The following is a 6,172-nucleotide window of genomic DNA, read 5'->3' as shown; positions in this document are numbered from 1 at the left end:
GTCCGCGCGCACTTGCGGACCGTCTCGCGCAACGGCCACAACCACGCGGAGTCGATGTGCGCGTGACCGATCGCGGACACCTTGTGCGCGGAAGCGTTGGCGGGCAACGACAGCACGTGCTCCAGCTCGGCGCGGGCCAGGTCGGCGGTGGCGGCGACCTCGTTGAGGTCGAGCGCGTCCATCGCCCGGTCGAGCGCGTGCAGGACCTTGTGCCGGCGCGGGTCGTGGCCGGGCAGCTCACGCATCAGCGACTGGAGCACCTCGATGTCGAGCATCAGGTGCCAGACCTGCGGCTGGAACACCGCGAGCTCGGCCTTGAGGATCTTGTACAGCGGCTCGGTGCCCGCGGTCGCCTTGTCGCCGAGCTGGGTCGGCAGGAACGGGTGGAAGTCGAGGATCGTCGGGTTGCCCGCGGCCTCGAGGTAGAAGAGCACCTCGCGGCCGTCGACGGGCAGGTAGGTGTTGCGCGGCTCGATTCCCTTGACGGGCTCGCCCTGGGCGTTGTAGGCGAGGCCCTCGGACTGGAAGCCGGGGCCGGGGTGGGTGAAGCCGAGGTCCAGCACGACCTCGACCTGCCTGCCCTGCCACGCCTCCGGGACGCTGCCGGTCAGCCGGAACCAGCTGGTGCTCCACGGGGCGCCCCAGGCGTCACCGACGGCGGCGGGGACGTAGGTGGCCCGCAGGGCCTCGGCGACCGGGACGGGTTCGTCCGGCACGGTCCAGACGGCCAGTTCGAGCGGCGCGGTCTCGCCGTAGACGGCCGGGCGGATGCGTTCCTTCAGCGTGCGGTCGAGTCGGTCTTCCAGCAGCGCGCGTTCGTCGTGCACGTGAGTCACCCCAGCCTGATCGAAGCCCGCACGCCGTCGCGCGCGAGAGCCATCCACTCGTCGAAGAAAGCGCCGCCCGGTCCCCACGAGGGCCGGTCGCCGTGCAGTTCGACGGGCGTGCGCGCGGCCGGTTCGTGGTCCGCTTCACGCACGATCCTGGCGATCGCCTCCCCGAGCGGCTTGACCTCGCGGTCCGTCGTCAGCAACCCCAACTCGTACTCGCGTTCGGGGAAGTCCACCAACGCGCGGTCGACGTCGTGCGAGCACCACCACGTGACGCCCCACAGGTTCGAGCAGGTCAACACGTTCGCAAGCGTGTGCTCGGCGAACGCGGGCGCCTGCTCGGCGCTGATCTCGGGTTGCGCGGCGCCGACCTCCTGGAGCCACACAGGCCGGTCCGGGTCCTTCGCGTGCGCCTTCGCCAGCTCGACGAGGTACTCGGCGTGGTGGACGCTTTCGGTGGAGAGCGGGCCGTAGCGCTGCGCGGTGCCGTTGAAGACCCACGAGTGCACGGTGGTCATCGCGCCCTTGTTGGCCGCGTGCTCCGGCAGGAACGAGTGCTCGCTCTCGTACCAGACGGCGTCGTACTCGGAGTGGACGTGCGGGAGGCCCGGCGCGGCCTCCTCGCACTCGGCGAGCAGCGTGTCGATCCACTCGCCGGCCTGCTCGGGCGTGCACGGGTTCGACTCGGTGAGCAGGTTGACCTCGTTGCCGAGGGTGAAGCCGAGGAAGTTCGGCTTGTCCTTGAGCGCCTCGGCGAGCGTGCGGACGTAGAAGCGTTGCCCGTCGACGACGTCGTGGTCGGTGAAGATGTTGCGGCGGTGCCAGGTCTGCACCCACGACGGGTAGAAGTCGAAGCTCGACAGGTGCCCCTGCAGCACGTCGACCTGCACGTCCAGGCCGGTCTCACGGGCCGCGTCGAGCATCCGCGCGAGCTGCTCGACCGCCTTCGGCCGGACGAGGCCGCGGTTGGGCTGGAACACCGGCCACAGCGGGAAGACCCGCACGTGGTCGAGCCCGAGGCCCGCGATGGACTCGAAGTCGGCTTTGACGTCGTCGAGGTCGAAGTCGAGCCAGTGGTGGAACCAGCCGGTGGACGGTGTGTAGTTGACGCCGAAACGCATGTCACCCCTTGATCGCGCCTTCTCCGACACCGCGGAAGAAGTGCTTCTGCAGCAACAGGAACAGCAGGATCAGCGGCAGGACGGCGATGATCGTGCCCGCCGCGACCAGCCGCTGGTTCTGCACGAACGTGCCCTGGAGGTACGCGAGGCCGATGGTGAGCGTGTACTTCTCCTGGTCGCTCAGCACCACGAGCGGCCAGAGGAAGTCGTCCCAGCTGAACATGAACGAGAACAGCGCCACCACGACCAGCGTGCCCTTCACCGACGGCAGCGCGAGGCGGGTGAAGCGCTGCCACGCGTTGGCGCCGTCGATGACCGCGGCTTCCTCGACCTCGGCGGGGAGTGCGAGGAAGGCGTTGCGCAGCAACAGGACGTTGAGCGCGGCGATCGAGCCGGGCAGCACGACCGCGGTGAGCGTGTCGGTGAGCCCGAGCCCGCGCATCACCAGGAACAGGGAGATCAGGATCGCCTCGAACGGCACCAGGATGCTGCTGGCGAAGACCACCGCGGCGAGCTTGCGGCCCCGGAACCTCAAGCGTGCCAACGCATAGCCGGCCATCGCCGCGCCCAGGCAGTTGGTGACGACGTTGACGCTCGCGACACCCAGCGAGTTGAGCGCGAACGACCAGACCGGCACGACCTCGGCCACGGCGGCGTAGTTGCCGAACGTCGGGTCGTCCGGGATGAAGTCCGGGACGAAGACGTCCTCACCCGGACCCTTGATGCTGGTCGCGAACTGCCAGAGGAACGGGCCGATGCTGATCGCGAGCACCGCCAGCAGCCCGAGGTAGCGCAGGACGAGGAAGGCGTGGGCGCGCTTCACAGCTGCTCCTCCCTGCGGTTGAGCCTGAGGGTGACCAGCAGCAGGCCCAGCAGGACCACGAACAGCACGAGGCTCAGCGCCGACGCGTACCCGACCTCGCCGGTGAGGCCCCGGCCGACCGACTGGATGAGCATCACCATCGTGGTGCTCGCCCCGCCCGGCCCGCCGGTGCCGCCCGACAGCAGGTAGATCTCGGAGAACACGCGGAACCCGTTGACCGCGCTGAGCGCCGCGATGAGCACCATCGTCGGCCGCAGCGCGGGCACCGTCACGGACCAGAACCGGCGGACCGGGCCCGCGCCGTCGACCATCGCGGCCTCGTGCAGGTCCTTCGGCACGTTCGCGAGCGCGGCCAGGTAGATCACCATGTAGTAGCCGAGTCCGCGCCACACCGTCACGACCATGGAGCTGACCAGCAGCAGCGTCGAGTCCGTCAGGAACCCGACCGGTGTGCCGCCCAGCGCCACCACCACGTTGTTCACCAGGCCGCGGCTGTCGAGCAGCCACGTCCAGATGAGCCCGACCACGACCGCGGACGCGATCACCGGCGTGAAGAACGCCGTGCGGAAGATCCCGATGCCCGGCACGACCCTCTGTGCGAGCACCGCGATCAGCAGCGGCAACAGCACCAGCGGCGGCACGACGCACACCATGTAGAGCAGGCTGTTGCGCGCCGCCAGCCAGAACTTCGGGTCCTGGGCCATCCGCACGAAGTTGTCGACGCCGGTGAACCGGCCGCCGCCCAGCGCGCTCGCGTCGGTGAACGCCAGCACGATCATGTTCAGGAACGGGAAGATCGTGAACACCAGGCAGACGGCCAGCCCCGGCAGCAGGAACAGCCACGGCGTGTACGGGCGGTGGGTCACTTGAGGAGCCTGTTGCACTCGTTCACGGCGTCGTCCAACGCCTGCTTCGGTGACTTCTTGCCGAGCATCGCGTCCGCGAGCTGCTGGAGCAGCGCCTCACGCATCTGGTCGCTGAACTGCACCGGCGTGTAGTTGACCGCGGTCTTGAGCTGCTTGGCCGCCGCGACCCGCACGCGCGCCTCGTCGGTGCCGTCCTCGGTGGTGAAGTACGGGTCGTCGCCGCCCCTGGTGGTGGACGGGAAGATCGACGCGAGCTTCGCGAACTCCACCTGGTTCGCGGCGTTGGTGAGGAACCGGCCGAACGCGAGCGCCGTCGCCTGGTTCTTGCTGCTCTTCGGCACGCTCACGCCGTGCAGGAACATGTTGGCGCTGCCGGTGTTCGTGATGGGCGTGGTGATGCCGATGTTCGCGTAGAGGCTGGGCGCGTCGGTCTTGAACTTGCCGAGGTCGTAGGCGCTGCCGGGGTTCATCGCGGTCTGCTGGGCCATGAACTTGGCGCCGGCGCCGGTGTAGTTCTGCGTCAGCGCCTCGGGGATGAGCGCCCCGGCGTCGTACATGCGCTTGTAGGTCTCGACGAACTCGACGCCCTTGGGCTCGTTGAAGGTGAACTTGTCGTTCTCGAAGAGCTTCACGCCGTAGAGGCCGAAGTCGGCGATGGACGGCGTCTGGCCGAGGATCGCGACCTTCTTCCCGGCGAGCTTGAGTGCCGTCTGCTCCAGCTGCCTGAAGTCCTTCGGCGGCTGGTTCGGATCGAGTCCGGCCTGGCTGAACAGGGCCTTGTTGTAGAAGAGCGGACCGGTGTTGAGGTACCAGGGGAAGCCGTAGCAGCCGCCCTTGCCGGGGATCTCGAACGCCTGCCAGGCGTTCTCCAGGTAGTCGGGCTTGGCGTCCTTCACCGACTCGTCGAGGTCGACGAGCTGGCCGGCCTTCGCGAGCGGGAAGCTCAGGTCGGGCGGGACGTTGATGACGTCGGGCAGGCTCCCCGCGCTCGCGTCCGCCATGACCTTCGCCAGGTACCCGTCCGCGGGCTGGTCGACCCACTTCACGGTGGTGCCCTGGTGCTGCTTCTGGAACGCGTCGACGACACCGTTGACGTAGTCGGTGTACTTGGGTTTGAGCGACCACGTCTGGAACGTGATCTCGCCGGTGACCTGGCCGTTCGCGGCAGAGTTGCTGCCCGTGCTGCCGGACAGGCCACAGCCCGCGACGGGCACCGCCACCAGGCCCGCGAGGAACGTGCGCCTCTTCATTGACACCCACCTCCTTGGACGCGGACCCTAGCTAAACCGGTTTATCTGCGGCTAGCCTCCGACCGTCTTGTTGTCTCGTTCCGGACAGGGTGCGGTCGCGTGAAGGGCAGTGCGTGAAGAGGCCGACGATCAAGGACATCGCGGCCGCGGCCGGGGTGTCGAAAGGCGCCGTGTCACTGGCGTTGAACGGGCGGTCCGGGGTGTCCGAGTCGACCCGCGCCCGAGTGCTGGACGTCGCCTCGTCGCTGGGGTACCGGCCGTCCTCCACCGCTCGGGCGCTGTCGTCCGCGTCCGCCGACGCCGTCGGGCTGGTGCTGGTCCGGCCGCCTCGGGCGTTGGGGGACGAGGCGTTCTTCTTCCAGCTGATCGCCGGGATGCAGTCGGAGATGTCGTCCGCGCTGTTGTTGCAGGTGGTGTCGTCCCGGTCCGCCGAGATCGAGCTGTACCAGCGGTGGTGGGCCGAGCACCGGGTGGACGGGGTGTTCCTCGTCGACCTGCTGGTCTCCGATCCCCGGGTGGAGCTGATGTCCTCTCTCGGATTGCCCGCTGTCGTGGTGGGTGGGGCCGGGCATCACGGTTCGTTGGCGTCTGTGTGGGCTGACGACTACGCGGCCATGACTTCCGTGGTCCTGTACCTGAAGTCGTTGGGGCATCGGCGGATCGCCCGGGTCGCCGGGTTGTCCTCTCTGTTGCACACGGTTCGGCGGGATCAGGCCTTTCTTGCGTCCGTTGTGGACGGTGTGATCGTCGCCGGGGACTACACGGCTGAGGCTGGGGCTGCTGCTACCCGTGCCCTGCTGACCTCTCCGGATCGGCCTTCGGCGATCGTTTACGACAACGACGTCATGGCTGTGGCCGGGGCTGAGGTTGCGGCTTCCCTCGGGGTTTCGGTGCCTCGGGAGTTGTCGATCGTTGCCTGGGATGACTCGGTCTTGTGTCAGCACGGGCGGTTGACCGCTTTGTCCCGGGACACGTTTGCGTTTGGGGCTCGGGCTGCTCGGGCGTTGGTGGCTGTGGTGGGTGGGGCCCTGCCCACGGATGTTGAGGATGTTTTGCCCGAGTTGGTGGTTCGGGGGTCTACGGGGCCGGTTTCGTAGCGTTCCCCTGTTGCGTGCGTTGGGTTGCGGGTGCGTGCTTTCCCCCTGGGGGCGCTGCCCCCAGACCCCCGCCAATCTCTTAGGTTCTAGTGGTCGTTGCAACGCCTGAGTTTTCAGGGGTTGTGATGTTCGAGATCCGGGAGGATCGGTCGGGTCGTAAGCGGTTGGATCGGGAACGGGCCGCT

General features: G+C 68.2%; 5 protein-coding genes and 1 pseudogene. 1 reads left to right on the top strand and 5 read right to left on the bottom strand.

The window, feature by feature from the left end; genetic code table 11:
- The 5 genes and pseudogenes from VF330_RS19700 to VF330_RS19680 form a co-directional block, all read right to left on the bottom strand.
- Positions 1–827: pseudogene (locus VF330_RS19700) on the bottom strand (alpha-mannosidase); the annotation flags it as partial.
- A 5-nt stretch (positions 828–832) separates the two neighbouring features.
- Positions 833–1,951 carry a glycosyl hydrolase gene (locus VF330_RS19695; RefSeq protein WP_330853098.1) on the bottom strand — a complete coding sequence of 373 codons (1,119 nt, stop codon included), beginning with the start codon at positions 1,949–1,951 and terminating at the stop codon, positions 833–835.
- A gap of 1 nt (position 1,952) precedes the next feature.
- A complete protein-coding gene (locus tag VF330_RS19690; RefSeq protein WP_330853097.1) occupies positions 1,953–2,774 on the bottom strand; it encodes a carbohydrate ABC transporter permease in 822 nt (273 codons plus the stop codon).
- Positions 2,771–3,640: a sugar ABC transporter permease gene (locus VF330_RS19685; RefSeq protein WP_330853096.1), complete on the bottom strand. Its 870-nt coding sequence runs from the start codon at positions 3,638–3,640 to the stop codon at positions 2,771–2,773. The genes VF330_RS19690 and VF330_RS19685 overlap by 4 nt, the downstream gene beginning before the upstream one ends.
- Positions 3,637–4,890 carry an ABC transporter substrate-binding protein gene (locus tag VF330_RS19680; protein ID WP_330853095.1) on the bottom strand — a complete coding sequence of 418 codons (1,254 nt, stop codon included), beginning with the start codon at positions 4,888–4,890 and terminating at the stop codon, positions 3,637–3,639. Before VF330_RS19680 ends, VF330_RS19685 begins: the two co-directional genes overlap by 4 nt.
- A 113-nt stretch (positions 4,891–5,003) precedes the next feature.
- Here VF330_RS19680 and VF330_RS19675 point away from each other — a divergent pair, with 113 nt between their 5' ends.
- Positions 5,004–5,987, top strand: a complete 984-nt coding sequence (locus VF330_RS19675) for a LacI family DNA-binding transcriptional regulator (RefSeq protein ID WP_330853094.1) — start codon at positions 5,004–5,006, stop codon at positions 5,985–5,987.
- Positions 5,988–6,172: the final 185 nt, after the last annotated feature.

It is taken from the genome of Lentzea sp. (assembly GCF_036380075.1).
Lineage (GTDB): Bacteria > Actinomycetota > Actinomycetes > Mycobacteriales > Pseudonocardiaceae > Lentzea.
The sequence above is the reverse complement of the archived record's forward strand: the minus strand, read 5'-3'. Positions and strand labels throughout refer to the sequence as shown.